The organism is Serratia proteamaculans, from assembly GCF_008830365.1.
GTDB classification, from domain to species: Bacteria; Pseudomonadota; Gammaproteobacteria; order Enterobacterales; family Enterobacteriaceae; genus Serratia; species Serratia proteamaculans.
Genome location: NZ_WBKI01000006.1, coordinates 203,280 through 228,115, shown reverse-complemented (window position 1 = coordinate 228,115; position 24,836 = coordinate 203,280). Strand labels below are relative to the sequence as shown.

The 24,836-nt window shown below is 55.6% G+C and carries 21 protein-coding genes; 13 read left to right on the top strand and 8 right to left on the bottom strand.

The window, feature by feature from the left end; genetic code table 11:
- The first annotated feature begins 21 nt into the window (after window positions 1-21).
- The 8 genes from ilvG (at window position 22) to F8R23_RS19935 (ending at window position 8,813) form a co-directional block, all read left to right on the top strand.
- The gene (gene ilvG / locus F8R23_RS19970) at window positions 22-1,668 is read left to right on the top strand and encodes an acetolactate synthase 2 catalytic subunit (protein ID WP_129937324.1); all 1,647 of its coding nucleotides are present in this window, start codon (window positions 22-24) and stop codon (window positions 1,666-1,668) included.
- Window positions 1,665-1,922, top strand: a complete 258-nt coding sequence (gene ilvM, locus F8R23_RS19965; protein WP_012147433.1) for an acetolactate synthase 2 small subunit — start codon at window positions 1,665-1,667, stop codon at window positions 1,920-1,922. Before ilvG ends, ilvM begins: the two co-directional genes overlap by 4 nt.
- A 21-nt stretch (window positions 1,923-1,943) precedes the next feature.
- On the top strand, window positions 1,944-2,870 hold the full coding sequence (locus F8R23_RS19960; protein ID WP_112349204.1) for a branched-chain amino acid transaminase: 927 nt from the start codon (window positions 1,944-1,946) through the stop codon (window positions 2,868-2,870).
- Window positions 2,871-3,001: 131 nt separating this feature from the next.
- Window positions 3,002-4,852 (top strand): dihydroxy-acid dehydratase, encoded by a 1,851-nt coding sequence (gene ilvD / locus F8R23_RS19955; RefSeq protein WP_112349203.1) that lies wholly within the window; start codon window positions 3,002-3,004, stop codon window positions 4,850-4,852.
- Between the two features lie 5 nt (window positions 4,853-4,857).
- Entirely contained in the window at window positions 4,858-6,402 is a 1,545-nt protein-coding gene (ilvA, locus tag F8R23_RS19950; RefSeq protein ID WP_099065447.1) for a threonine ammonia-lyase, biosynthetic, read from the top strand.
- Between the two features lie 113 nt (window positions 6,403-6,515).
- Window positions 6,516-7,511 carry an Ssp4 family T6SS effector gene (gene ssp4 / locus F8R23_RS19945; RefSeq protein WP_099065448.1) on the top strand — a complete coding sequence of 332 codons (996 nt, stop codon included), beginning with the start codon at window positions 6,516-6,518 and terminating at the stop codon, window positions 7,509-7,511.
- The gene (gene ssi4, locus F8R23_RS19940; RefSeq protein ID WP_112349201.1) at window positions 7,511-8,086 is read left to right on the top strand and encodes an immunity protein Sip4; all 576 of its coding nucleotides are present in this window, start codon (window positions 7,511-7,513) and stop codon (window positions 8,084-8,086) included. Before ssp4 ends, ssi4 begins: the two co-directional genes overlap by 1 nt.
- Before the next feature lie 25 nt (window positions 8,087-8,111).
- Complete coding sequence (locus tag F8R23_RS19935) at window positions 8,112-8,813, top strand: DUF2461 domain-containing protein (RefSeq protein ID WP_129939204.1); 702 nt, start codon at window positions 8,112-8,114, stop codon at window positions 8,811-8,813.
- On the opposite strand, the gene ilvY is transcribed toward F8R23_RS19935, so the two are convergent.
- Entirely contained in the window at window positions 8,808-9,692 is an 885-nt protein-coding gene (ilvY, locus tag F8R23_RS19930; protein ID WP_129937321.1) for an HTH-type transcriptional activator IlvY, read from the bottom strand. The two genes, F8R23_RS19935 and ilvY, sit on opposite strands and share 6 nt — an antisense overlap.
- A 294-nt stretch (window positions 9,693-9,986) precedes the next feature.
- On the opposite strand from ilvY, the gene ilvC reads away from it, so the two are divergent.
- Window positions 9,987-11,462, top strand: coding sequence for a ketol-acid reductoisomerase (ilvC, locus tag F8R23_RS19925; protein ID WP_017894390.1), 1,476 nt, complete (start codon window positions 9,987-9,989; stop codon window positions 11,460-11,462).
- Between the two features lie 186 nt (window positions 11,463-11,648).
- Here ilvC and kdgK read toward each other — a convergent pair whose 3' ends face one another.
- Both kdgK and F8R23_RS19915 read right to left on the bottom strand, forming a co-directional pair.
- Entirely contained in the window at window positions 11,649-12,581 is a 933-nt protein-coding gene (gene kdgK, locus F8R23_RS19920) for a 2-dehydro-3-deoxygluconokinase (protein WP_151415928.1), read from the bottom strand.
- A gap of 166 nt (window positions 12,582-12,747) precedes the next feature.
- Window positions 12,748-12,951, bottom strand: a complete 204-nt coding sequence (locus tag F8R23_RS19915; protein ID WP_151415927.1) for a 2-hydroxymuconate tautomerase family protein — start codon at window positions 12,949-12,951, stop codon at window positions 12,748-12,750.
- Between the two features lie 143 nt (window positions 12,952-13,094).
- Between F8R23_RS19915 and pdeH the strand changes: the two genes are divergently transcribed.
- Together pdeH and F8R23_RS19905 are read left to right on the top strand one after the other, a co-directional pair.
- A complete protein-coding gene (pdeH, locus tag F8R23_RS19910) occupies window positions 13,095-13,880 on the top strand; it encodes a cyclic-guanylate-specific phosphodiesterase (protein ID WP_129939202.1) in 786 nt (261 codons plus the stop codon).
- 102 nt (window positions 13,881-13,982) lie between these two features.
- A complete protein-coding gene (locus tag F8R23_RS19905) occupies window positions 13,983-16,016 on the top strand; it encodes an AsmA family protein (RefSeq protein ID WP_151415926.1) in 2,034 nt (677 codons plus the stop codon).
- Between the two features lie 32 nt (window positions 16,017-16,048).
- On the opposite strand, the gene F8R23_RS19900 is transcribed toward F8R23_RS19905, so the two are convergent.
- The 3 genes from F8R23_RS19900 to yhjD all read right to left on the bottom strand — a co-directional run bounded on the left by F8R23_RS19900 (window position 16,049) and on the right by yhjD (window position 19,591).
- Entirely contained in the window at window positions 16,049-16,813 is a 765-nt protein-coding gene (locus F8R23_RS19900; protein WP_232810946.1) for a CDP-diacylglycerol diphosphatase, read from the bottom strand.
- 107 nt (window positions 16,814-16,920) lie between these two features.
- Window positions 16,921-18,243: an MFS transporter gene (locus tag F8R23_RS19895; RefSeq protein ID WP_099065457.1), complete on the bottom strand. Its 1,323-nt coding sequence runs from the start codon at window positions 18,241-18,243 to the stop codon at window positions 16,921-16,923.
- A 328-nt stretch (window positions 18,244-18,571) separates the two neighbouring features.
- Window positions 18,572-19,591 carry an inner membrane protein YhjD gene (gene yhjD / locus F8R23_RS19890; RefSeq protein WP_112349192.1) on the bottom strand — a complete coding sequence of 340 codons (1,020 nt, stop codon included), beginning with the start codon at window positions 19,589-19,591 and terminating at the stop codon, window positions 18,572-18,574.
- 339 nt (window positions 19,592-19,930) lie between these two features.
- Between yhjD and F8R23_RS19885 the strand changes: the two genes are divergently transcribed.
- A complete protein-coding gene (locus F8R23_RS19885; protein WP_129939199.1) occupies window positions 19,931-20,797 on the top strand; it encodes a crotonase/enoyl-CoA hydratase family protein in 867 nt (288 codons plus the stop codon).
- 16 nt (window positions 20,798-20,813) lie between these two features.
- Here F8R23_RS19885 and pdeR read toward each other — a convergent pair whose 3' ends face one another.
- Complete coding sequence (gene pdeR / locus F8R23_RS19880) at window positions 20,814-22,808, bottom strand: cyclic di-GMP phosphodiesterase (protein ID WP_151415925.1); 1,995 nt, start codon at window positions 22,806-22,808, stop codon at window positions 20,814-20,816.
- A 561-nt stretch (window positions 22,809-23,369) separates the two neighbouring features.
- Between pdeR and spy the strand changes: the two genes are divergently transcribed.
- Entirely contained in the window at window positions 23,370-23,870 is a 501-nt protein-coding gene (gene spy, locus F8R23_RS19875) for an ATP-independent periplasmic protein-refolding chaperone Spy (protein ID WP_112349189.1), read from the top strand.
- Window positions 23,871-23,995: 125 nt separating this feature from the next.
- Here the strand turns inward: spy and F8R23_RS19870 are convergent, their stop codons facing one another.
- The gene (locus F8R23_RS19870) at window positions 23,996-24,829 is read right to left on the bottom strand and encodes a phosphoenolpyruvate hydrolase family protein (protein ID WP_129937315.1); all 834 of its coding nucleotides are present in this window, start codon (window positions 24,827-24,829) and stop codon (window positions 23,996-23,998) included.
- Between the last annotated feature and the right edge of the window lie 7 nt (window positions 24,830-24,836).

The following is a 24,836-nucleotide window of genomic DNA, read 5'->3' as shown; positions in this document are numbered from 1 at the left end:
AAGTAAGGCGGGGAAATAACTATGAATGGGGCTCAGTGGGTAGTACAAGCGTTGCGTGCACAGGGAGTTGATACGGTATTCGGCTACCCGGGTGGCGCAATCATGCCGGTCTACGATGCATTGTATGACGGCGGGGTGGAACACCTGCTGTGCCGCCACGAGCAAGGCGCCGCGATGGCCGCCATTGGTTATGCCCGCTCAACCGGCAAGGTCGGCGTTTGTATCGCCACTTCCGGCCCTGGTGCTACCAACCTGATCACCGGCCTGGCCGATGCGCTGCTGGATTCTGTTCCGGTGGTGGCGATTACCGGCCAGGTGGGTTCTGCACTGATTGGTACCGATGCCTTTCAGGAGATCGATGTCCTTGGCCTGTCTCTGGCCTGTACCAAACACAGCTTCCTGGTGGAATCACTGGACGCGCTGCCGGGTATCATGGCGGAAGCCTTTGCCATCGCCAGCAGCGGCCGCCCTGGCCCGGTGCTGATCGACATCCCGAAAGACATTCAACTGGCTCAGGGTGAATTACATCCGCACTTGATGCCGGTAGTGGAAGAACTGTATTACCCGGCAGCGGAGTTGGCGCAGGCCGCCGAATTGCTGGCTCAGGCGCACAAGCCGATGTTGTACGTCGGTGGTGGGGTTGGCATGGCGCAGGCGGTACCAGCATTGCGTGAGTTTATCTCGATGACCCAAATGCCCAACGTTGCCACGCTGAAAGGGCTGGGCGCACCGGACGCGGAGCAGCCGTATTATCTTGGTATGTTGGGGATGCACGGTACCAAAGCCGCCAATCTGGCGGTACAGGAATGCGATTTGCTGATTGCCGTTGGCGCACGTTTTGACGATCGCGTGACCGGCAAACTGAATGCTTTCGCCCCACACGCCAAGGTGATCCACATGGATATCGACCCGGCGGAAATGAGCAAATTGCGTCAGGCACACGTGGCACTGCAGGGGGATTTGAAAGCTTTGTTACCGGCGTTGCAGCAGCCGCTGAATATCACCGCCTGGCAGCAGCGAGTGGTTGAACTGAAAGAAACTCATACCTGGCGCTACGATCACCCAGGCCAGCCGATCTACGCGCCGCTGCTGTTGAAGCAGCTGTCCGAGCGCAAGCCCGCTAACAGCGTGATCACCACCGACGTCGGCCAGCATCAGATGTGGACTGCACAGCACATGACCTTTGAAAGTCCGGAGAATTTCATTACCTCCAGCGGGTTGGGCACCATGGGCTTTGGCGTCCCGGCCGCGGTTGGCGCCCAGATGGCCCGCCCGGAGGATACGGTGATCTGCGTATCGGGCGACGGTTCGTTCATGATGAACGTGCAGGAACTGGGCACCATCAAACGCAAACAGTTACCGCTGAAAATCGTTCTGCTGGATAACCAGCGCTTGGGGATGGTTCGCCAGTGGCAGCAACTGTTTTTTGACGGGCGCTACAGCGAAACCAACCTTTCCGATAACCCCGATTTCCTGATGCTGGCCAATGCCTTCGGTATCCCCGGCCAGCGTATCACCCGTAAAGACCAGGTCGCAGACGCGCTCGATGCCTTATTCAACAGCGAAGGGCCTTACATGCTGCATGTGTCGATCGATGAGCTTGAAAACGTCTGGCCGCTGGTGCCGCCGGGTGCCGGTAACGAAACCATGTTGGAGAAAATATCATGATGCAGCATCAACTCTCGATCCAGGCCCGTTTTCGCCCTGAAATGTTAGAGCGCGTATTGCGCGTCGTGCGTCATCGTGGCTTTCAGGTTTGTGCTATGAATATGGCAACGGCTGCAAACACCGACAAGATTAATATTGAATTGACCGTTGCCAGCCAGCGCCCGGTGGATCTACTGTCATCTCAGTTGAGCAAACTGATGGATGTCTCCTGCGTTGAGATCCAGCAACAAACATCACAACAAATACGCGCCTGATGCGCGAGAAGGATAAGAATAATGACGAAGAAAGCCGATTACATTTGGTTCAATGGTGAGATGGTTCCCTGGGCTGACGCCAAAGTGCACGTGATGTCGCATGCGTTGCACTACGGCACTTCGGTGTTTGAAGGGGTCCGTTGCTACGACTCCCATAAAGGTCCGGTGGTATTCCGTCACCGTGAACATATGCAGCGCCTGCATGACTCGGCAAAAATCTACCGCATGCCGGTATCGCAAAGCGTTGATGAGTTGATGGAAGCCTGTCGCGCCACGCTGCGTAAAAATAATCTGGTCAGCGCTTATATTCGTCCGCTGGTGTTTGTCGGTGACGTCGGCATGGGGGTAAACCCACCGGACGGTTACAAAACAGACGTGATTATCGCGGCGTTTCCTTGGGGCGCGTATCTGGGTGAAGAGGCGCTGGAACAAGGCATCGATGCAATGGTTTCGTCCTGGCACCGTGTGGCACCGAATACCATCCCAACCGCGGCCAAGGCCGGCGGTAACTATCTTTCCTCCCTGCTGGTGGGCAGTGAAGCGCGCCGCCACGGTTATCAGGAAGGGATTGCGCTGGATGTGCACGGCTATATTTCCGAAGGCGCAGGTGAGAACCTGTTTGAAGTGAAAGACGGCGTGTTGTTCACCCCACCGTTTACTTCTTCCGCGCTGCCGGGTATCACCCGTGACGCCATCATCAAGCTGGCGAAAGACATGGGCTTTGAAGTGCGTGAGCAAGTGTTGTCACGCGAGTCGCTGTACCTGGCCGACGAAGTGTTCATGTCCGGTACCGCCGCAGAAATTACCCCGGTTCGCAGCGTTGACGGCATCCAGGTCGGCATTGGTAAATGCGGCCCGGTGACCAAACAGATCCAACAGGCGTTCTTTGGCCTGTTCAGCGGCAAGACCGAAGACAAGTATGGTTGGCTGGATCCGGTAAATCCATAATTTACCCGTCGCCTTTCAACCTGCAGCGCTGTTAGCTGCAACTTGAAATGCATAGGGTAAATCGACAGACAGATAAGAATATCCAGGCGGTTCGTTCGCCGCCTGTAATAAATACATTTGGAGTGAAGAGCATGCCTAAGTACCGTTCCGCCACCACCACCCACGGCCGCAACATGGCAGGTGCCCGCGCATTATGGCGCGCGACCGGAATGACCGACGACGATTTTGGTAAACCCATTATTGCGGTGGTCAACTCATTTACCCAGTTCGTTCCGGGCCATGTGCATCTGCGTGATTTGGGCAAGCTGGTTGCCGAACAGATCGAAGCTTCAGGCGGCGTCGCCAAAGAGTTCAACACCATTGCGGTGGATGACGGTATCGCCATGGGCCACGGCGGCATGCTCTATTCCCTGCCGTCGCGCGAATTGATCGCCGACTCGGTTGAATACATGGTGAATGCCCACTGCGCGGATGCGATGGTGTGTATCTCCAACTGCGACAAAATCACCCCGGGGATGCTGATGGCGTCACTGCGCCTGAACATTCCGGTGATTTTCGTTTCCGGCGGCCCGATGGAAGCCGGCAAGACCAAGCTGTCCGACAAGATAATCAAGCTGGATTTGATCGACGCCATGATCCAGGGTGCCAACCCGAACGTCAGCGATGCCGACAGTGCGCAGATCGAACGTTCCGCCTGTCCGACCTGCGGCTCCTGTTCCGGTATGTTCACCGCCAACTCGATGAACTGCCTGACCGAAGCGCTGGGCCTGTCTCAGCCGGGTAACGGCTCGCTGCTGGCGACCCACGCTGACCGTAAGGATCTGTTCCTCAACGCCGGTAAACGCATCGTTGCGCTGACCAAGCGTTACTACGAGCAGGATGACGAAAGCGCACTGCCACGCAGCATTGCCAACAAGGCCGCATTTGAAAACGCCATGACGCTGGATATCGCTATGGGCGGCTCGACCAACACCGTATTGCACCTGTTGGCGGCGGCTCAGGAAGGCGAGATCGATTTCACCATGGAAGATATCGATCGTCTGTCACGCAAGGTACCGCACCTGTGCAAAGTGGCGCCAAGCACCCAGAAATACCATATGGAAGACGTACACCGTGCCGGTGGCGTACTGGCCATCTTGGGCGAGTTGGATCGTGCGGGTCTGATGAACCGCGACGTCGACAACATTCTGGGCCTGAAGCTGACGGAGACACTGAATCAGTACGACATCATGCTGACCCAGGACGAAGCCGTGAAGAAAATGTTCCGCGCCGGCCCGGCGGGTATCCGTACTACTCAGGCGTTCTCGCAGGATTGTCGTTGGGACACGCTGGACGATGACCGCGCAGAAGGCTGTATCCGCTCGCTGGAAAATGCCTTCAGCCTGGAAGGTGGCCTGGCCGTACTGTACGGCAACATGGCACTGGATGGCAGCATTGTGAAAACCGCCGGTGTCGACAAAGACAACCTGACCTTCCGCGGTCCGGCAAAAGTGTACGAAAGCCAGGACACCGCGGTGGAAGCGATCCTCGGCGGCAAAGTGGTTGCCGGCGATGTGGTGGTGATCCGCTACGAAGGGCCGAAAGGTGGACCGGGCATGCAGGAAATGCTCTATCCAACCACTTACCTGAAATCCATGGGGTTGGGTAAAGCCTGTGCGCTGATCACCGATGGCCGTTTCTCCGGCGGCACCTCCGGCCTGTCTATCGGCCACGTTTCTCCGGAAGCGGGCAGCGGTGGCCTGATTGCGCTGATCGAAGATGGCGACATGATCGACATCGATATTCCCAAACGCAGCATGGTACTGGACGTGACGGACAGCGAACTGGCGGCACGCCGTGAAGTTGAACTGGCACGTGGCGATCAGGCCTGGACACCGAAAAACCGTGAGCGCCAGGTTTCCTTCGCTCTGCGCGCCTACGCCACACTGGCGACCAGCGCGGACAAAGGCGCAGTACGCGACAAGAGCAAGCTGGGAGGCTAAGCACCATGGCGGAATCGCAACCCCTACCCGACGCCCCCTGTGGCGCGGAGTATTTGCGAGCGGTGCTCCGCTCGCCGGTTTACGAGGTGGCTCAGGTCACCCCGCTACAGGCCATGAGCAAAATCTCTTCACGCCTCGGCAATACCATTTTGGTGAAGCGCGAAGATCGTCAGCCGGTGCACAGCTTCAAGCTGCGCGGGGCCTACGCGATGATCGCCAGCCTGAACGAAGAACAAAAGGCGCGCGGCGTGGTGACGGCTTCGGCCGGCAACCATGCGCAGGGCGTGGCCTACTCCGGTAAACGCTTAGGGATCAAAACGCTGATCGTGATGCCGGTAACCACCGCGGACATCAAAGTGGATGCGGTGCGTGGCTTCGGCGGCGAAGTGCTGTTGCACGGTGCCAATTTTGATGAAGCCAAGGCCAGAGCGATTGAGCTTTCGCTCAAGCAGGGCATGACCTTTGTGCCGCCGTTCGACCACCCAACGGTGATCGCCGGGCAGGGCACGCTGGCGATGGAACTGCTGCAACAAGACGCGCATCTCGACCGGGTGTTTGTGCCGGTGGGCGGTGGCGGTCTGGCGGCGGGCGTAGCGGTATTGATCAAGCAGCTGATGCCGCAAATCAAAGTGATCGGCGTGGAGGCGGAAGACTCCGCCTGCTTGCGTGCGGCGCTGGATGCCGGACATCCGGTGGATCTGGCCCGCGTTGGGCTGTTTGCCGAAGGTGTGGCAGTAAAGCGCATCGGTGATGAAACCTTCCGCCTGTGCCGGGAATACCTGGACGACGTGATCACCGTCGACAGCGATGCCATCTGCGCAGCGGTCAAAGATCTGTTTGAAGACGTGCGTGCCATTGCCGAACCCTCCGGTGCGTTGGCACTGGCCGGGCTGAAAAAGTACGTACAGCAGCACAACATCCAGGGTGAGCGCCTGGCGCACGTGCTGTCCGGTGCCAATCTGAACTTCCATGGTTTGCGCTATGTGTCGGAACGCTGCGAGTTGGGCGAACAACGCGAAGCCCTGTTGGCCGTGACCATTCCAGAACAGAAGGGCAGTTTCCTGAAGTTTTGCCAGCTGCTGGGTGGGCGCTCGGTCACCGAGTTCAACTACCGCTATGCCGATGCAGATAACGCCTGTATTTTCGTCGGCGTCCGTCTGACGCGCGGCCATGCCGAACGACTGGAAATCATCGAAGAATTGCATGCCGATGGTTATCAGGTGGTGGATTTGTCCGACGATGAAATGGCCAAGCTGCACGTGCGCTATATGGTGGGCGGCCGGCCTTCGAAACCGTTGCGTGAGCGTCTGTACAGCTTTGAGTTCCCGGAGTCACCGGGCGCGCTGCTGAAGTTTCTGCAGACCTTGGGCACCCACTGGAATATTTCACTGTTCCACTACCGCAGCCACGGCACCGATTTTGGCCGCGTGCTGGCAGGCTTTGAGCTGTCGCAGACCGAACCTGAGTTTGAGCAGCACCTGCAGGCGCTGGGTTACGATTGTCACGATGAAACCGACAACCCGGCGTTCCGCTTCTTTTTGCAGGGATGAGAAGAAATACATAAGTAATCGTGACCTATAAATCAGTTTATGGGTTGCGTAGTTGTGATTTTGTTGTGCATTTTTATACTGCCAAGACTTTTGACGTATAGGGATGCGCGACAATGACAACGGCCTTTTCTTCGCCATTTGGTTCTCCCGAAGATCAATTAACCCGCGCCGAGTTCGCTCGTATGCTCGGTAACAGCAATGTGCAGGAACTGTATCGGGATATTGATTTACAGGCCTTGCAGGACTCCCTGGACTGCAGCATCGCTTTTCATGGGGTGGGCATTATTTTTTCTGACGGCCAAAATTCGTATTTAGTCAGGCCGACCAAACATACCGGTTACTCAACGTCCTCGCAGGTCACCCACGTGGTGATCACCAAAACCGTTGCCCATACTTCGCGTACCGCGGCGACCAATACCCTGTCTGAGGCTTTGACCAAACCGAACGTCGGCAAAGAACTTGCGTCGGCGGCGCTATCTTGCGGCACACTGCTGGTGTCCGTTTTTTTACTGGCGTCGGGGAGCGTCGCGGTGCCCTTTACCGGTGGTACCAGTTCGGCGGTCGCCTATTTGGGCTATGCCGGCATGGCTGCCAGTGCCTTACAGTGTGGCAATGGCCTGTATCGTGTGAATAAGCTTTATGACGGGAAAGGCGATGAGCTTGCGCAGTTGGATTCAGAACAGTGGTATGTTGCTACCAGCACCATTTTGGACGTGATCTCTTTGGCGAGCGCAGGGGCCGCATTGAAAGAAGCGGCGATGACCTATCGCGCAATGCGAAGGGTTTCATCGCGTAAGGCGACGGAGTGGCTAAAAAGCATGCCCCGTAGTGAAAGAAAAAGACTCACTGAGAGCATCATACGGGCGGAGAATCCGGGTATTTCCAATCAAGTATTAAAACAGATGGTTAATGCGGGCTTATACCCGAAACGCTATCCAACGCAAGCCCTCCAAAACGGACTCCGACAGCAATTACGGTCGGCGCTGAATAACTCTATGGCCTTTGTAGGCAGCGGTATCAGCGGCACTTTGTCCTCGCCCGTTAATGTGAAGGAAACGGGGCAATATTTTGTTGGGATCATGCAAAAATTACCGCAGATGGTGAGGTAATGTCAGACTGGATGATTAACCGCCTGATATCTCAAGGGCGAGAAATGGAACATCAAATCTTGCAGCGGGATCCGGCCGTCTATGCCGGCGTGGATGCGCAGCTAGATCAACATTTTCTGACTCCGGGGCAGCGTTTGTCGCCGCCGGGCGTGGGCAATGTCATGTTGCTGCTGATTTGTCTCACACTGGGATTGGCAGGAACCATGGGGCTATTGGCCGATTTGGCCTTTGCCGCAACCGGCCGTGCTTCGGCCGCCACATTATTGGGCAGTGGTGCCGTCATGGCCGTGTGGATGACGCTGATTTTGTTTCAATTGGCTCAGGGTAAAAATGTCGGAGTGTTATTACTGAAATATTATCTCGGCATGCTGGCCGTGTTTTTGATCGGTGCAGTCGCGGCCTGGATAGCGAACATCACCGGTATGGCCAATGGCCTGATGTTGCTGTGTGCCTGCATTGGCGGGGTTATTTTCAGTAATCGGACGGTGTTTTATCTGTATGTTGCCTATTTCAGGACGCGCCGACGTGTTTTTGTAAAGCGCCGTTGGCAGATGGAAGCCATGCGTAACCCCTGATAGAAACCTCGTTACGGGAAGGAATATGACGCAACAATTTAACGGTTTTAGCCAGCAGGGCCTGAATTTTCTCCAGCAGGTGCGCATCGAGAACGATAAGGAGTGGTTTGAGGCCAACCGTGGTGTTTACGATAGCGAACTGCTGACGCCGTTCCGTTCGCTGGTGGCGGAGTTGAGCCCGGCGATGTTGGCGATCGATCCCCTGTTCGAGACTCGTCCGGCGATCGGCAAAACGCTGTCGCGCATTCACCGTGACACGCGTTTTTCCCACGATAAATCGCGTTACCGCAGCCGCATGTGGCTGACGTTCAAACGGCCAAGCAAAGACTGGAAGGACGCGCCGGTGTACTTCTTCGAACTGGGGCCGGACATATTGCGCTACGGGCTGGGTTATTACAGCGCCAACAAACCGACCATGGACCTGTTTCGCCATACGCTGCAGCGCCGACCGCAGCCATTTTTGGAGGTCGCAGCCTGCTGTCAGCCGCCGTTCGAGCTGGTGGGTGAAAGCTACAAGCGACCGTTGGTGAAAGAGCAGGCGGCGGAGATCGCCACCTGGTACAACCGCAAATCCTTTGCGGTGATGGCGACCGACAGTCAGGTAGAAAAGCTGTTCAATGCCGGTTTGGTGCAGACTCTGGCGCAGGGGTTTCTGCAACTGGAACCGCTCTACCATTGGCTGATGCAGGTGGAGGCGATGAAGCAAGTCGATCCCTCTGACCTATGAAAGTAAGCGCCAGAAAGCGTCGATCAGCGGATCGCTGAGGCGTTTTTTCTGCACGCAGACCCCCAGTTCGAACGGCTCGACCATGGAAATATTTTCCAGTTGCGAGATGCGGTTACGCACCGGTTCCGGGCTATTTTCCACCACCACGCCGGGGATCAGCGCGATGCCGCAGCCCAGCGCTACCATAGAAACGATGGCCTCATGGCCGCCAACGGTGGCGTAAATTAGCGGGTTGGTGATGCGCTGGCGACGGAACCACAGTTCGATGCGTTTTCGCGATGGGCCGTGCTCCGGCAAAATAAACGGAATATTGGCCCAGTCGGGATGCTCGGCAAACGCCTGACTGCGTACTGCACAGGGCAACGCCGGAGCAATCAGCACCAGCGGGATCTCACCGATTTTGGTGAACGCTACGCTGGTGGGCAGGGTTTCGGGCCGGCCGGCAATGCCGAGGTCGGCTTCGTTGGACTGCACCTTGTCGACCGCATCGGCGGCATCACCGGTGGTCAGCTTGATTTCGACCAGTGGATGCTGCGCGCGGAAGCGATCGAGGATCGGCGGCAGGTGGCTGTAGGCGGCGGTGACCGAGCAAAATAGCCGTAACTCGCCGCTTAGCGAAGGACCGTGTTGACCCAGCGAATGTTTCAGTTGCTGATATTGCAGCAGCGTCTGCTGGGCAAAATCTTTTAGCTGTTCACCGGCGTCGGTGAGCTGCACGGTGCGGTTATCGCGCAAAAACAGCGGCTGCCCGAGGATCTCTTCCAGCCGTTGGATCTGGCGGGAAAGCGTCGAAGGGCTGACGTGCATCGCCTTGGCGGTGCGGCCAAAGTGGTGGCTTTCAGCCAGATGGAGGAACAGCTTTAAATCACGCAAATCCATATCAGTACGCTCGCAGCAAGAGTGTTGCATAAATTGCAATGTCACATTCGTAATATATCAATTTAAGCAACGCGTTTCCTGTTATACATTGAGTTTAACGAATCTCCGCACAGACAGGGCGGGGAATGAAAATAACATGCACCCTATGTATTTCAATTTGCAGCTAGGCGACCAGCTAGCTCATCCCCAGGCGCTTACTTTAGTAAGTAACTGGGGTGAGCTAGTGCAGATAACAACGCTGCAATTTGAAAGACGACGGGTAAGCACGACACAACATCTAACTGGAGTACCACCATGGCTAACTATTTCAACACCTTGAACCTGCGTCAGCAGTTGGCGCAATTGGGCAAGTGTCGCTTTATGGCACGTGAAGAATTTGCTGATGAAGCTGGCTACCTGAAAGGCAAAAAAGTGGTGATTGTCGGCTGTGGCGCGCAGGGGCTGAACCAGGGCCTGAACATGCGTGACTCCGGCCTGGACGTGGCCTATGCCCTGCGTAAGGAAGCCATCGACGAAAAACGTCCTTCATGGCGTAAAGCGACCGAGAACGGCTTCAAGGTAGGGACTTACGAAGATTTGATCCCCCAGGCAGACCTGGTGGTTAACCTGACGCCAGACAAGCAGCATACCTCGGTCGTTCGTGCCGTACAGCCACTGATGAAAGACGGTGCGGCGCTGGGCTACTCCCACGGCTTCAACATCGTAGAAGTGGGCGAGCAGGTACGTAAAGACATCACCGTAGTGATGGTAGCGCCAAAATGTCCGGGCACCGAAGTGCGCGAAGAATACAAACGTGGTTTCGGCGTGCCGACTCTGATTGCGGTTCACCCGGAAAACGATCCGAAAGGCGAAGGCATGGCGATTGCCAAGGCCTGGGCAGCTGCGACCGGCGGCCACCGTGCGGGCGTACTGGAATCTTCCTTCGTTGCCGAAGTGAAATCGGACCTGATGGGCGAGCAGACCATTCTGTGCGGCATGCTGCAGGCGGGTTCTCTGCTGTGCTTCGACAAACTGGTTGCTGAAGGCACTGACCCGGCTTATGCAGAAAAACTGATTCAGTTCGGTTGGGAAACCATCACCGAAGCGTTGAAGCAGGGCGGTATCACCCTGATGATGGATCGCCTGTCCAACCCGGCCAAACTGCGTGCCTATGCACTGTCTGAGCAGTTGAAAGAGATCATGGCGCCGCTGTTCCAGAAACACATGGACGACATCATCTCCGGCGCTTTCTCCGGTGGCATGATGGCCGACTGGGCAGAAGACGACGTGAAACTGCTGAACTGGCGTGAAGAGACCGGCAAATCGGCGTTCGAGAATGCGCCACAGTTTGAAGGTAAAATCAGCGAGCAGGAATACTTTGACCATGGCGTACTGATGGTTGCTATGGTGAAAGCCGGTGTTGAGCTGGCGTTTGAAACCATGGTTGATGCGGGCATCATCGAAGAATCTGCTTACTACGAATCACTGCACGAACTGCCGCTGATCGCCAACACCATTGCGCGTAAGCGTCTGTACGAAATGAACGTGGTTATCTCTGATACCGCAGAATACGGTAACTACCTGTTCGCCAACGCGGCAGTGCCGTTGCTGAAAGAGTTTATGACGACGCTGCAGGCGGGCGATTTGGGTAAATCTGTTGCCGGTACTTCAGTAGACAACGCGCAACTGCGTGACGTGAACGAAGCGGTGCGCAATCACCCAATCGAATCCGTTGGCCGCAAACTGCGCGGGTATATGACCGATATGAAACGTATCGCGGTGGCAGGTTAAATACCCGTCGTCTTTCAAGCTGTAGCGTTGTTACCTGCACTATCACACCCTAAAGTAAGCTCCTGGGGATGAGATAGCTTGGCGTCTAGCTACAACTTGAAATCCATAGGGTATTAAGATTGGTTTTCGAATCCAATAAAAAGGCCGGCATCGTTGCTGGCCTTTCGCATTTTTGGAGATCAGGAATTATTGCGGCATGGCCGCCAGTGGAATAATGGCTCCGCGGTGTTGGATTACCGTGCTGGCGGTCAGATGACCGCGCTGCGCCGCCTGCACGACATCACCACCGGTTAAACGCACTGCCAAATAACCGGCGCTGAAGGAGTCGCCCGCGGCGGTGGTATCCAGCACCTTTTCTTTTGGCAGGCGCACTGCCGGGATCTCAAATTCGCTGCCTTCGGCGCTGAACACCAGGCAGCTATCTGCGCCGCGTTTAATCACTATCTCCGTTACGCCGAGCTGCTGAGTGCGCTGCACCACCTGTTCCAGCGGTAGTTTACCCCATAGCAGGTCTTCGTCATCCAGGGTCAGGAAGGCAATGTCGGTGCAGGCCAGTACCTCGCGGTAAGCCTGCTGCGTTTCTTCCCGGCTTTGCCACAGGCGTGGCCGATAGTTGTTATCGAAAATCACCTTGCCGCCGTTGGCGCGACACTGTCTTAGCAATGCCAGCAATTTGCTGCGGCTGGCGGCGTCGAGGATCGCCACGCTGATGCCGCTGAGGTACAGATAATCGAATTGGGTCAGTTGCTCGCACAGGCTCTCCGCCTGCGGGCCTGTCAGCCAATAGCGAGCGGCCGCATCATTACGCCAGTAGTAGAAGGTGCGTTCGCCGGTGTCATCGGTTTCAATCACGTACAGCCCCGGCAGTTTGTTTTCCAGCCGTTGGATCAGGCGGGTGTGGACCTTTTCCTGCTGCCAGGACTGCAGCATTTCCTGGCTGAAACTGTCGGTGCCGAGTGCGGTCACGTAATGCACCTGCAGCGCGCTTTCTGTCACCTGACGGGCGATATAGACGGCAGTGTTTAAGGTATCACCGCCAAAACCGCGGCTTAGATCCGCGCCTTTCTGCGACAGTTCAATCATGCATTCGCCGATCACGGCAAGATTCTGGGTGGTCATAGTCAACGAGCCCTGGCTGAAAGAAGAAGGTGGATAGGGACGAAATACAGCCAGTCTCAATGCAAGGGGCGGGGGGAGTCAATGAAAATAAAACAACGTTTTAATTTATTTATGATCGCGATCGGGAAACTAAAAAGTTTCCCGATCCGGACCCCATCTCTGCCCGCTATTTAACCGCGGCACGCAGGTCGGTGACGCTGTGGCCACCGATGCCCCAGTTGTCGGTTTCTACCTCATCAATCACCACCACGGTGGTGGCCGGGTTTTTCCCCAGCGTATCTACCAGCAGTTGGGTGACGCCGGCGATCAGCTGTTTCTTTTGCTCCGGCGTCGCGCCTTCGCGGGTAATTTTGATATTTACGTAGGGCATGTTTTTTTCCTTGGATGTGGATACGCTATTCAATGTAGAAGGCTTTCACCGCTGCTTAAAGTTTTATTGCCTGCTGCCGATAAATCTGAGGGGCGATCCTGCAGCCTGAGCCTTTTCATTTCCCTTCGATGGCGATAGTACCAATGACAACCAAGATGACTTCGGGTCTGCTGGCGCCACTCCTCGCCGTATGCTCGCATATCAAGGCGCAGCATTATTGGCGGCAATGCCGACGGCAGTACACCTTCCAGCCGATCTACCGCACCTGTGGCGCTTTGCTGGCGCTGGAGTTGCTAACCGCGGTCTATCATCCGGCCGCGCCGGATAAGCCACTGTCCCCGGAGCATTATTTTGCCGCCCTCGACGTCCGTAAGCGTCTGCAGATCATTCAGGAACAGCTGGAACTGCTGCAGTCTTGGCAGCCGCTGCTGAGTCGCCATGGGCTGATGGTCTCGGTCAATATCGACGGTATTGCACTGCAGGCATTGCAGCAGCACGGCGCGTTGCAACGGCAGATTGCCAGCATGCCCTATCTGCGCTTTGAGCTGGTGGAACACGCAGGGATGGCGTTAAACAGCCCGTTGCAGCAGATTGCCGGGGCAGAGCGGCTGTGGCTGGATGATTTCGGCAGTGGCCTGGCGAACTTCTCTGCGGTCAGCACCTGGCGTTATCAATACATTAAGGTGGCGCGTGAGCTTTTCACTTTGCTCAAACAGACAGAGGACGGCATCCAATTGCTTTCCACCCTGGTCAAAATGATGAATCAACACAGTGAAGGGGTGATCGTCGAAGGGGTGGAGACCGAGCAGGAATGGTTGCTAGTGCAGCGCTCCGGCGCACTGGCTGCTCAGGGTTACTATCTGTCTCACCCGGCCCATTTCGATACTCTGCAAACCTTGCCTACGCAATTTTCCATGCCTGCCGCCTGATACCTGTCTCCCTCTAAAGCGTGAACTCTTGCCTATCCTCGGCTAGGCTTGGTAAAGCCACTTATCAATTTATGGGTAAGTTATCGCGTTCAGGGAGCCGTTATGACAAAAACAGGAAAAGCATTCACTTGGGTTGGCGGCATTGTGCTGCTGATCATCGCCGCGTTGGTGGTCTTGGTGCTGACCTTCGACTGGAACCGTCTCAAACCAACCATCAATGACAAGGTGTCGGCCGAGTTACACCGTCCGTTCGCCATTCGTGGTGATTTGGGCGTGGACTGGTCGCGCGATAAAGAGGAAGGTAGCTGGCGCGCCTGGGTGCCGTGGCCGCGCATTCATGCTGAAGATGTCGTACTGGGCAACCCGAAAAATATTCCTGGCGACAGCATGGTGCAGTTGCAACGCGTCGAGGCCAGTATCTCGCCGCTGGCGCTGTTGGGTAAAGAGTTGCTGATCCCACGTATCTGGCTCAAACAGCCAAATGCCAGTTTACAGCGGCTGGCTAACGGTGAGAATAACTGGACCTTTAACCTGGCCGGTGATCCTGACCAACCCCCGTCCGCCTGGACGGTGAACATTCATGACATCGTCTTCGACCGTGGTCACATTGCTTTCAAAGACGCCAGGCTGAAGGCTGATTTTCGCGCGGAGATTGATCCGCTCGGCAAGCCTTTGCCGTTCAGTGAAGTGACCGGCAAAAAAGAGGGCGGCGCAGCGATCCCTCCCGACTATATCTTTGGCTGGAAGGTGAAAGGCAAATACAACGGCGAGCCGTTGTCGGGCAGCGGCAAGATTGGCGGCATGCTGTCATTGCAAAATGCCGAGGTGCCGTTCCCGCTGCAGGCTGATGTGCGCTCCGGTTCCACCCGGGTGGTCGTGGCGGGTACGCTGTCCGATCCGATGAACCTCGGTGGGTTGGATCTGCAGCTTAAATTCTCCGGCGACAGCCTGGGCAATCTGTATGCCCTCACCGGTGTGCTGCTGCCGAATACCCCGCCATACTCCACGGATGGCCACCTGATCGCCCGGCTGCACGAGAAAGGCGGTGCGGTGTTCCAGTACCAGAAATTTGACGGCAAAATTGGCGACAGCGATATCCACGGTGATTTGAAATATGTCGCCAGTAAACCACGCCCCAAATTGAGTGGCGAAGTGCTGTCAAAACAGCTGCGTTTTACCGATCTGGCCCCGCTGATTGGCGCCGACTCCAATACGGAAAAAGCCGGTCGTGGCGAGAAGAGCCGCCAGCCGGCCGGAAAAGTACTGCCGGTAGAGAAATTTGATACCCAAAGCTGGCAGGTGATGGATGCCGACGTCAAATTCACCGCCAAACGCATTGAACACGGTAGTTCACTGCCGCTAAGCGATCTTTATACCCATCTGCAACTGGATAACGGCGTTATCCTGATGGATCCGCTGCGGTTCGGCGTGGCGGGCGGTAACCTCAATTCTACTGTCCGTCTCGACGGCAGTAAAAACCCGATGCAGGGGCGGGCAGATATGCATGCGCGTAAATTCCAGCTCAAGCAGTTGCTGCCGGATGTGGGATCGATGAAACGTAGCCTGGGGCAGCTGAACGGCGATGCCAAACTGACCGGCAGCGGTAATTCGGTGGCCGATCTGCTGGCAACCAGCAGCGGTGATCTGCGCATGGTGATTAATAACGGGGTGATCAGCCGCAGCCTGATGGAAATCCTCGGGTTGAACGTCGGCAACTATCTGGTGGCGCAGCTATTTGGTGACGATGTCGTGGGGATAAACTGCGCGGCGGCGGATGTCGGTATCCGTGACGGCGTGGCGGCACCGCGGCTGTTTGTGTTCGACACCGAGAACGCGATTATCAATATCAGCGGCAATACCAACTTCGCCACGGAACGGCTGGACCTGTCCATCGATCCGGAAAGCAAGGGCATGCGGGTGCTGACGCTGCGTTCACCGCTGTACGTGAAAGGCACCTTCGCGCACCCGGATGCCGGTGTGAAGGCCGGCCCACTGATTGCACGTGGTGCGGCGGCGGTGGCACTGGGCGTGGTGCTGACGCCGGCAGCGGCCCTGCTGGCACTGGTTTCCCCCAGTGAAGGCGGTGAAGAAAACCAGTGCGGGAAAATTCTGCAGCAGATGAAGCAGAAAAAATGATCGCGAAAGCCCGCTGATATCCCGCGGGCTTTTTACTTCAGTACCTGGCAATCATGATCCTGGATCTCTTCCGCCGAGGCCAGGGTAAATGGTAGCAGGCTACGCTCGGTGGCCAGCAACAGAAAATCGCCACCCGGCAGCGCCGTCATCGCCAACCCAAAGCTCCCCATGCGACCCTCTGCGCGTGCCACTCCCTCTGCCAGCAGGCGGAAAGCCCCCTGTTTTTGTAACTCTTCGGGCGTTACCCGGCGCACCAGATAATCATGGCCCAGTAGGCCGCCAGGCATCGGCTCCCACTGTTCGCTGTAATCCGCCGCGTACTGTGCCAACTGCGTTTTTACCGACGGCAGCAGGCAAGAGATATGAATGTGCAACTGATTTTGGGTCCGGCCATAGGCTGAATTAATCGCCAGCGAAATATTGGCGTCGTCGATCGCCTTGCCGTACTTATCGGCCATAAAGTGCCGTGCCTGCCAGGCTTGCTCAAAGAAGTTTGGGGTCGTGGCAGCTAGCACCTCGGGGCTTTCAATACCGGTGATTCTGGCGCTCGGCATCAGCAGATACTGCAGCGGCCCATTGCGGTCTTTGAACACCACAAAGCCGGCCTGTGGGTCAACCTGCGCACAGGGTGCCGGATTATTATGCGCCTGCTGATTGGGCAGACACTGTTGGCTGACGATGCGCCACAGCGCGCTCGATTGGGGTGGTTTCACCCATATCCAGAGCGCCCCAGCTATCGCGATGGCGATCATCACCAACGGCGCAACGTACAAAAATAGTCTGCGGCGCAGAGACATTATTGATTTCCGTTTCCGTGAAAGGAGAAGCATTCAGCATAGTCTGATTTTATGACAGGAAACAACGCGGGAAGTGCGGCCCCACAGGAGGGGCCGCCTAAGAAGGGTTACAGTGACTGGTCTCGGGTTTCTTTCATCAGCAACAGGGCGATCAGCGTGAGGCATGCCATGGAGGCCAGATACAACCCGACATAAAACAGACCGTAGTGGGTTGCCAGCCAGGTGGCGATATAAGGCGCGACTGCCGCCCCGAGGATCGACGCCACGTTGTACGAGAACGACGCCCCAGTATAACGGACTTCGGTCGGGAACAACTCCGGCAGCAGTGCGCCCATTGGGCCAAAGGTCAGGCCCATGATGCTCAAGCCACACAGCAGGAAGCCCATCACCAGCGCCTGGTTACCGGAGCCCAGCATGCTTGGGAACAGGAAGGCGAAGGCGATCATCAGCAGGGTGATGACGATCATGGTCTTGCGGCGACCAAAGGCATCTGCCAGCAGGCCGGCAATCGGCACCATTACGCCAAAGCCAATCACCGCCACCATCAGCATCCACAGGAAGCTGTTGCGCGAGTACCCCAGCCCCAGCGGGGCCGCTGTGGTGCCGTAGGTCATCGAGTAAACCGTCATCAGATAGAACAGGGTATAGGTCGCCAGCATGATAAAGGTGCCGAGGATCGTTGCCTTCAGGTGTTTGCTCAGCAGAGTGCCTAGCGGGATTTTCACCTGCTTGCCAGCTTTGGCCACCTTGGCGAACACCGGCGTTTCATGCAGCGATACCCGCACATACAGGCCGATCAGCACCAGCGCGGCGGACAGAATAAACGGCACGCGCCAGCCCCATTCCATAAACTGTTGGTCCGTCAGCAGCCAGGAGAGCAGCAGGAAGGTGCCATTAGCGAAGAAGAAGCCGATAGGTGCACCCAATTGCGGGAACGAGCCGTACAGCGCACGCTTCTTGGGGGGGGCGTTCTCGGTGGCCAACAATGCGGCGCCGCCCCATTCCCCTCCCAGACCCAGGCCCTGACCGAAACGCGCCAGCGCCAACAGGATAGGGGCGAAGATGCCAATGGTTTCATAGCTTGGCAGCAGGCCGATCAGCACGGTGGAAATCCCCATGGTGAGCAGCGAGGCGACCAGCGTCACCTTGCGGCCGACGCGATCGCCAAAGTGGCCGAACAGCGCCGAGCCAATTGGACGTGCAATAAAGGCGACGGCAAAGGTGGCCAGCGATTGTAGCGTTGCGGTGGTGGGATCGCCCTGCGGGAAGAAGATATGCGGGAATACGATCACCGCCGCGGTGGCGTAAATATAGAAATCGAAAAACTCGATGGCGGTCCCGACCAGCGAGGCGACAATCACTTTTCCGCGTGAGTTAACCGGTGTTGACGCGTCGTCGGCGTCCAGAGTTGGTGCGATGGAGGCTTGCATAATTTTTCTTATATTTTGAATTTGTAAAAATCCATCTTAGTCATAGCAAAATGCCTTTTCAATGATGAAACTTTGTACAATGCCGTAATTAACCGGTTAAAAAGCTTAATGTTTCATTGGTGTGTTTATGCGTGGTTTTTAACGTTGCCAAATGAATGATTCGCAGACTGAACATCTGTAAAAGCCGGAAAGAAAAGTTAGTCTGTAGTTTGTTATGCTGGGTTTGGCAGGTGTGATGGTGGATTTTTGGTTTTATATGCTGGTTTTTTGGCTTAAAGTTGGAATAAAAAACCAGCCACCAGAGAGTGGCCGGTATGATTGCATTGCTTCAGGGTGCGGATTGTTCGGACGTTGGCAGGGATTTATCTTCTTTATACTGCGCAGTGGCGATCCAGGCGGCGCAGAATAGCGTCAGTCGGGCAAAGAAATAGAAAAACGCCATCAGCCCAATCACCGAACCAAAGGCGGCACCGGAGGGGGATTTTGCCACCTGTGGCAGCGTCATGGTCATCACAAACTTAATCACTTCGAAACCAATGGCGGCAAGTAACGTACCGCGCAACAGTGCCTTTTTCTTCGGCTTATGCCGCGGCAGCATCCAGAAGATCCACAGGAACAGCAGGTAGTTGGCGAAGATGGAGATCGACAATGCAATCAGTGTCATCGCCGGCCGCAGCCACTCGATGCCTTCCAGACCCAGCGCCCGGACAATCGCCGACTGTGCCGAACCGGCGATGGAAGTCAGCGTCAGGGTGATAATCAGCGCCACTACCAGACCACTTAGCGAGACAAAGTCGCGGGTGTATTTGAAATAGATTTTTTCCTGATCCTGCGGATTACGTTCCCAGACATCCCGCGATTGCGCGCGGATAGCCTCACGCAGGTTACCCATCCAACTGATCCCCGAATACAGCGCCAGCGCCAGACCGGTCAGCCCGACGGTAGTGCGTTGCTGAATGGCGGTATTGACGGTGTTTTTCAGCGTGCTGGCCAGCGTAGGGTCACTGATGCTGCCGACAATTTTATTAATTATCCCGGTCAGCAGGTCAGGATTGGATGCCAGTACAAAGCCGACGGCGGCAAACGACACCATCAGGATCGGGATCAGTGAAAGAAACGAGAAATAGGTGATGGCGGCACCGAACTGGCTACCCAGACGATCGTTAAAGCGTTCTGTGGCGCGCAGCAGGTGAGCGATGCTTGGCCAGGCCTTGATGCGTTCAACCAGGCGTGAAAAACCGGAGATGCGCCGATCAATATTCTGGTGGCCGGTTTTGATGGCGATCAACGGCTTTTGCGGCGCTTCACTGTTGGGCTGGCGGGGGTCTTTATCTGATCCTGTAGGCATTACGTCACGATGTCCTTAACGATAAATAGGCTCTCTCAACCTTGATTATAGCCAAAAGGCGCGCTGATTTGGCCGCCGGGTGGGCAACAGGCTAATTTGTGAGCTTAGCGCGTTCGTTCCCCGGGTGAAATGTTACTCCCCACCGATAGGTAAAATTCTTATATCAGCCGCGTGCCAGCGCGGTTTTTTTCGTTCATCGGCCTCCAATTTTTATCTGTTTCATCACTAAGAAAGCGTTTACTCATGATGTTGCGCTGCGGTTTACCTGCCGCAGCGTCACTGCAGCCGTAGGGGCTGGAACGGTTTCACCTGTTATCACTGGATAAAATGGAAGGTCATATGAAATTACTTAATCACCCCACCTGTCGTCCGTTTACCGAGGCGGGCAATTTGACACAAATCTCCGCCTACTATGAGGAAGAGCGGCACATCATGTGGATGCTGCTGCGCGCCGAACCGCGTCCTTGCTTCAATCAGGCGTTAATTGAAGACATCATGACGCTGGCGCAGGCGGCCAAAGAGTCATCATTGCAGTTTGATTTTTGGGTTACTGGCTCGCTGGTGCCCAACATGTTCAACGTGGGCGGCGATCTGCAGTTCTTTGCCGAGGCGATTAAAAACCGCAAGCGTGAGGCGATGATGGCTTACGCACGCGCCTGCATTGATTGCGTGCATGCGGCGGCTCGCGGATTTGATACCGGCGCGGTCAGCATCGCGATGGTCGAGGGCAGTGCACTGGGCGGCGGCTTTGAAGCGGCGCTGGCGCACCATTTCGTTCTGGCGCAGAACAATGCGCGCATGGGTTTCCCGGAAATTGCGTTTAATCTGTTCCCCGGCATGGGCGGTTATTCGCTGGTGGCGCGTAAAGGAAACATGCGCCTGGCGGAAGAGCTGATTTGGGGCGGCGAGTCGCATACCGCGGAATGGTTTGAAAGCCGTGGCCTGGTCGATCAGTTATTCCAGCCTGGCGACGCTTATATAGCGACCCGTACCTTTATCGATACCATTCGACCCAAACTGAACGGCATGCGTGCCATGCTGCGTGCCCGTCAGCGGGTGTTGCAGTTGACGCGTTCGGAACTAATGGACATTACCGAAGACTGGGTGCATTCGGCCTTCACTATCGAGGAGAAAGATCGCGCCTATATCGAACGTCTGGTGATGCTGCAGGATCGCCACACGCTGAACCTGCGTCGTGCCGGCTAACGTTACCCTGCCCGCCTCACGCTGAGGAAGATGGCGGGCGATAAGACTGCAGCCAATGTTCCAGCTGTTCCGGGAGCATTGGCCGCGCAAACAGGAACCCCTGTTTTTCATCCACGCCGATTTCATCCAGGAATCGGTTCTCGCTTTCGGTTTCCACGCCTTCGGCGATCACCCGGAATTTGAGCGCTTCGGCCGCCGCCACGATGGCGCGCACCAGCGACTGTGAAACCGGATTATCATTCACGCCACGCACAAAGCTTTTATCCAGCTTAATGGCATCCAGCGGAATACGCGCCAGCTGTGCCAGCGAAGAGTAGCCGGTGCCAAAGTCATCAAGATGGACCTGTGCGCCCAGTTGGCGTAGCCGGGTAATCACTTCGCGTGCGCGTTTCTCATCTTCAATCAGGCTGCTTTCCGTGAGTTCGAAGTCCAGCAGGCAGGGGGCCAGCTGATTTTGCAGCAACACCTGCACCAAATCCTCAACGATGGAGTCATCAACCAATTGCCGGGCGGAAAGATTGACCGCGACTCGCAGTTGCAGCCCTTGTCGTTGCCATTGAGCCGCCTGTTTGGCGGCGGTTTGCAGCACCCAGCGGCCGAGCGGGCCGATCAGGCCGGACTCTTCGGCGTAAGAGATAAACTGCAGCGGTGGGATCAGACCGCGCTCGGGTGAATCCCAGCGCACCAGCGCTTCCACACTACAGACTTTGCCGCTGATCGCCTCGATTTTTGGCTGGTAATACACCACCAGCTGGTTTTGCTCCAATCCCTTACGCAGGTTGGTATCCAGCCACATATATTCCGCGACGCGTTTGTTCATTTCCGGCGAGAACACGGTATAGGTCCGTTTGCCATGCTCTTTGGCGACGTACATGGCGGTATCGGCGCTGCGGATCAGGCTGTCGAGATCGTTGCCATGTTCTGGACACAGCGCAATACCAATAGAGCAGCCGGTATAGACCTCGATTAGCCCTATACGGAACGGCGTTTTCAGCCGGTCGATAATACGTTGAGCCAGGCGTTGCAGCATTTCGCGGTCGGCCTGCTTGGCCAGCACCAGAAATTCATCGCCCCCCAGCCGGGCCAGGGTTTGGTCCTCAGCCAGACAGCTGAGCACTGCCAGCGACACCTCTACCAGTAAACGATCGCCGAACATATGACCGTAGGCGTCATTAACCTTTTTAAAGTTGTCGAGATCGAGATACACCAGCCCAACGCTGTTGCCATCGCGTGCGGCGATCGACTGGGTGATTTTGTCCTGAATGGCATTGCGGTTAGGCAGGCCGGTGATGATGTCGGTATTGGCCAGCACCCGCAGACGTTCCTGGGCACGACGCTCTTCGGTGATATCGGTGCCGGAGCAAATCAGAAAGACTTCATTTTTACCGCTGCCGCTGTGAACGAACTTGTTGCGGAACAAAAACAGCCGCTCGCCTTTAACCGTTTTGATCCAACGTTCCACCTCATAGGACGACCCATTACGGAAAAAGCCGGCGATGTTGCGCCGCGATGCCGAAGCTTCCTCCGGGCTCATAAACAGCTGAAAGACGTTTTTACCAATAACATCATGTTCGTGCAGGCCGGTGTACTCTTCACTCAGACGGTTGAAGCGCTGAATACGACCATGCTGATCGACAATCACAATCACGGAGTTGGCTTCTGACACCACCTGCTCGGCAAAGGAAAGGCCGTGTACCAAGTCACGGGCGACCGATTGGGTGTCGCTGAAGGCGGAAGCGGTGCCTGCCCATTCCAGATTGTTGACTCGTCGCCCGACCAGATGCAGATGTATCGGTTCGCCGCCGAGCGTGATGGTGATATCAAGGCTGGCGGTAATACCGCTCAGGCGACGGATTGTAGCCGCCTGCATGGCGCTGAGCGCCACGGCCATATGGGTTTTGCCTTTAACTGCCGACAACGCCAGGGCGTTGCTGTCAAACGTCAACCGCCAATAAGGGCTGTTGGTGCCGAAGTGGGCGTTAAGAAGCATAGGGCCTTGGTCTGCGAACATGATGATTCCTCAAAAGGGCACGACAGCCAGGTCTGTGCAATGAGCGCAGCCGCAGGTTTCTGGCCCGGGAGTGGCCGTAGTGCACGTATCTCCATCATATAACACGTTTTTCACCGGCGGGGGATGAAACTATTATATAAGCAATAATTAGTTTTGCCCTGTAATCGTCAAATTGCCGCACGTTTTAAAGTGTAAGTGAGAACCTGGGATTTCGAGAGATTGATGCGATCCTGGCGCTTCGCGCACTGCGATCATTTTGTTGCAGGGCGGTTGTAGCGGAGGGGGCTACATTATAATAAAGTGGGCTGCTGGCAGGAATAATCCTATAGAAACAGACATCATGTTGTGGTGGGTTTTATGCGCTGGGAAATCAAACTTTCCAAATAATACGCATTATCTTCATAATTCATTCATTATTGATGGATAAAAGTGTTTCTGGCTTTAATAAATTTACACTCCATCGCATTACTATATATTTATCGGCCTATTATTATCTCCGACGAAAGATGAGCCTGTTCACGTACAGCGCTCCTGATGAAGAATAATTTTAAGGAAATGATTATGCGTAAACTGACCGCTTTATTTGTCGCTTCTACTCTGGCTCTGGGTTCTGCTTCTATGGCTTTTGCAGCCGATACGACGACGGCGCCGGCCACCACAGATGCCACATCGATGAACATGAAAATGATGCACCACAAAGGCGAAGGTAAAGGTGGCCCGTTTGCCGGCCTGAACCTGACCGAGCAACAGCGCCAGCAAATGCGCGATATCATGAAAGAATCGCACCAGAAGCGCGGCGAAGGGACCAAAGATGAGCGCCAGGCGCTGCATAGCATGGTGGCTTCCGACAGCTTCGATGAAGCCAAAGTGAAAACTCAAATTGATGCTATCAGCAAAGCGCAGTCCGAACATATGCTGGAGCGCGCCAAAGCTGAAAATAAAATGTATAACCTGCTGACCCCTGAGCAGAAAAAACAATACAATGAGAATTATCAGAAACGCGAACAGAAAATGATGGAGCACATGAAAAACATGAAGTCGAAAATGACGACTGCACAGTAATAATTTCATGTGGTAAATAAAAAGGGCCAGATTAATCTCTGGCCCTTTTGCTTATCTCACTGCTACTTCACTTCCCGTTAAAAACGGGTTTCCCTGGTGTTGTGCGCGAGTAAGCTATTTTCCCATCAATCTCTGTTAATTTTTTTAAATTGACGAGTGGTCTCGGTTAAAGCGAGCTCCGTAGGTAGACGTTCCATCGAACTGGCGCCATAGAAACCATCAACTAACGGGCAGTGCTGCATGATATAGGAAGCGTCTTCAGGCGTGGCTATTGGGCCCCCGTGACACAGGACGATGACGTCTTCGCGAACCTGCTTGGCGGCCTGGGCCCATTCGTTAATCAGAGATACGCAATCAGCCAGTGTCAGCGCCGTTTCTGCGCCAATGCTCCCACCGGTTGTCAGCCCCATGTGCGGGACGATGATATCTGCACCTGCTTCGGTCATTGCGATCGCGTCTTGCGCATTAAAAACGTAGGGGGTAGTCAGCAGGTCTTTTTCATGCGCTAACCGAATCATATCCACTTCCAGCGCATAGCCCATTCCGGTTTCTTCCAGATTGGCGCGGAAGTTGCCGTCAATCAGGCCCACCGTCGGGAAGTTTTGTACACCAGCGAAGCCCGTGCTTTTAATTTCATCAAGAAACTTATCAAAGTGGCAAAAAGGATCGGTGCCGTTTACCCCAGCTAAAACCGGGGTGTGCTTAACTACCGGCAAGACTTCTTTGGCCATGTCCATCACGATTTCGTTGGCATTACCGTAAGCCAATAGGCCAGCCAGGGAACCGCGGCCAGCCATACGGTAGCGGCCCGAGTTGTAAATGACGATCAGATCGATACCGCCGGCCTCTTCACACTTGGCCGATAGGCCGGTGCCGGCACCGCCACCGATGATCGGTTCGCGGCGGGCAATCATTCCCCTGAATTTGGTCAGTAATGCCTGTCGAGTATGTTTGGCCATGTGTAAC